This is a genomic window from Siphonobacter sp. (assembly GCF_048595215.1).
Lineage (GTDB): Bacteria > Bacteroidota > Bacteroidia > Cytophagales > Spirosomataceae > Siphonobacter.
This window is the reverse complement of the sequence record NZ_JBMDWJ010000196.1, coordinates 1-2,584: the sequence shown is the minus strand read 5'-3', so window position 1 is coordinate 2,584 and position 2,584 is coordinate 1. Positions and strand designations below refer to the sequence as shown.

Here is a 2,584-nt window from a genome sequence, read left to right as displayed (position 1 = left end):
TCTGGATGTACCCCTTTTCCAGACTATCATCGATCATCGTTTTGGCGAAGTCCCAGATGTGACTCGAGCCCTTGTCGATCACGCCGACTTTTTGAATGACTTTTTCGTAATCCACGTTGAATTCCTTCCAGCTTCCGCCCTGATTGGACACGTTTTGCAGTACCGGCTCAAAGCGGTCGATGGCGTGAGCAAACCGGGATTCGGGCGTTTCGCGGGCCTCAAATTCTTCCCAGATCGTCAGGAATTCTTTGCTTTGTTCTTCGGGAAGCAACCCAAAAATGCGAAGAGCAGCTTTGTGTTCGGCCGTTGCATCATCGTGATTGAGCAGGGTATCGAACAGAAACACGTCCCCTGAATCAATTTCAACGATGTCGTGAATCAAAAGCATTTTAATGACTTTCGACACATCGACGGGTTCGTTGGCGTGCTCGGCCAGTACCATCGCCATAAGGGCCAGATGCCAGCTATGCTCGGCGTCGTTTTCGTGCCGATCGCTGTTAAACAAACGGGTTTTTCGCTGGATATACTTAAGTTTGTCGATTTCCTGAATGAAGGAAAGTTGTTGAAGCAATTTGTCAAATGACATAGTCTAGATGATTGAAGGATGGTTAAAACCGCAAAAGTACGCGGATTTTTAAATGAGCCAAAGCCTGTTCTTACCCTATCGTAACAGACCGCTTTCGAAAAGAGCATCAAACAGCAACTGAGCCGCCACGGAAACTTTCGCCCGATCTGCGTAAGACAGGTACACCATTTCTTCAATTTCTGAATCCGGGTGCAGCGTTCCTTGGTAGGCGGCGGTGTAGCAGCTCAGTCGTACCTGTACGCCTTCGGCCTGCCCGTGAGCCTGAGCTTCGAAGGCTCCGATCCAGGTTATTGTTTCGGATTGAAGTTGCACGCTGAGTTCCTCCTGAATTTCCCGTATCAGAGCCTCGGCGTCCGTTTCGCCAGCTTCGCGTTTGCCACCGGGAATGTAATACAAGTCTTTGTTACGACTGCGGGCTACCAGAATCTGGTAATTTTCCAAGTGTACCCAGGCTAATTTATCGATCATAGGCAAGTAAATAATGAGCTGATAGTTAAAAATGAATAGCGTTGTAAAAGTTCCCAAGCTTACGCTGGTACCACCAAGGCATATAATAAGTAGAGGTTGTTAAAAATGCACAGTATTCCAGGTTATGACGTTACAGTTCCTTCACGCATCCACGTATTTCATCCTTGCAAATCGAAAATAAAATATTAGATTTACAAGGATGATTAATCGAGAAGCACAAGCTGAAATTATTCGTTTGCTAGAGGAATATCCGGCGGTAGGCGTATTAGGCCCTCGGCAGGTGGGCAAAACGACGCTGGCGGAAGAGATTGCCGCCATGATCAGTCCCGACCCCATCTACTTGGATCTGGAAAGTCCAAGCGACCTGGCTAAACTTAGTCAGCCGGAAGCCTATTTTCAATTGCACGAGGGTAAACTTATCATTCTGGATGAAATACAGCGGGTTCCCGAGCTTTTCGCCATTCTTCGTGGCGTCATCGATCGGCGTCGGCGGCAGGGCTATAAAACGTCGCAGTTTTTAATTCTGGGTTCGGCTTCGCTGGACCTATTGAAACAGTCCTCCGAATCGCTGGCCGGACGAATTGCCTACGTGGAACTACCCGGCCTGAATGCCCTCGAAATTTTGCAGGCAATCCCTTCCAATCAGGATCAGCTGTGGCTACGGGGAGGTTTTCCCGATAGCTATCTGGCCCGTACGGATATCGCCAGTTTGCGGTGGCGAATGAACTTTATCAGTACCTATCTGGAGCGGGACGTACCGCAACTGGGCCCGCGTATTCCTGCCGTTACGCTACGGCGGCTTTGGACCATGCTGGCTCATCAACAGGGGGCTCAGGTAAATCTGGCTCAACTGGGAGCTAGTCTGGATCTGACGGCCCCTACGATTAAGCGTTACCTGGAACTGCTCGAAGATTTACTACTGATTCGTACGCTTCGGCCCTGGTCAGGCAACGTGGGGAAACGGCTCGTCAAAACGCCTAAAGTGTATATACGTGACAGTGGTCTTACCCACGCCCTGTTACAATTAACCACGCTGGACGACGTATTAGGGCACCCTGTAGTGGGAGCCAGTTGGGAAGGCTTTGTGGTGGAGAATATTCTATCGGTACTACCCGTGGGCTGGACACCCTGGTTTTACCGTACCTCCGCCGGAGCTGAGATTGATCTGGTGCTGGAACGAAATACCCGCGAGATCTACGCTATTGAAATCAAGCGTTCGCTTACCCCAACGGTTTCGAAAGGGTTTTACCTGGGTTGTGAAGACGTCAGGGCTACTCGTCGCTTGGTGGTGTACGCGGGCAAGGAACGCTTTCCGCTTTCTAGTGAAGTCACTGCTCTTTCGCTAACGGACCTCATGCAGGAATTGCAGCAATTCAGGGAAGAATGAAGGGGGTAGTCTACAGGAACTCAATCCTTCAATGACGCAGAAAGGGAGTACGGTACTGCTTCCATCAATAAAAATTCTGACGTATCGTAAGAAGAATACCCTACGAATAATCTTCTGCCGTAACTCCATTTCTGCCAAACTAG

General features: G+C 49.5%; 3 protein-coding genes. 1 reads left to right on the top strand and 2 read right to left on the bottom strand.

Features of this window, described 5'->3' with window-relative positions; genetic code table 11:
* Together ACOJTG_RS11885 and ACOJTG_RS11880 are read right to left on the bottom strand one after the other, a co-directional pair.
* On the bottom strand, positions 1-586 hold a 586-nt coding region (locus ACOJTG_RS11885; protein WP_420154005.1), incomplete at its 3' end, for an HD domain-containing protein.
* Positions 587-661: 75 nt separating this feature from the next.
* Positions 662-1,054, bottom strand: coding sequence for an NUDIX hydrolase (locus tag ACOJTG_RS11880; protein ID WP_420154004.1), 393 nt, complete (start codon positions 1,052-1,054; stop codon positions 662-664).
* A gap of 199 nt (positions 1,055-1,253) precedes the next feature.
* Here ACOJTG_RS11880 and ACOJTG_RS11875 point away from each other — a divergent pair, with 199 nt between their 5' ends.
* Entirely contained in the window at positions 1,254-2,441 is a 1,188-nt protein-coding gene (locus ACOJTG_RS11875) for an ATP-binding protein (protein WP_420154003.1), read from the top strand.
* Positions 2,442-2,584 lie beyond the last annotated feature (143 nt).

What these genes read in the sequence shown, in the direction of transcription:
- ACOJTG_RS11880 (WP_420154004.1), bottom strand. Translation starts at nt 1,054, where the DNA reads ATGATCGATAAATTAGCCTGGGTACACTTGGAAAATTACCAGATTCTG.
- ACOJTG_RS11875 (WP_420154003.1), top strand. Translation starts at nt 1,254, where the DNA reads ATGATTAATCGAGAAGCACAAGCTGAAATTATTCGTTTGCTAGAGGAA.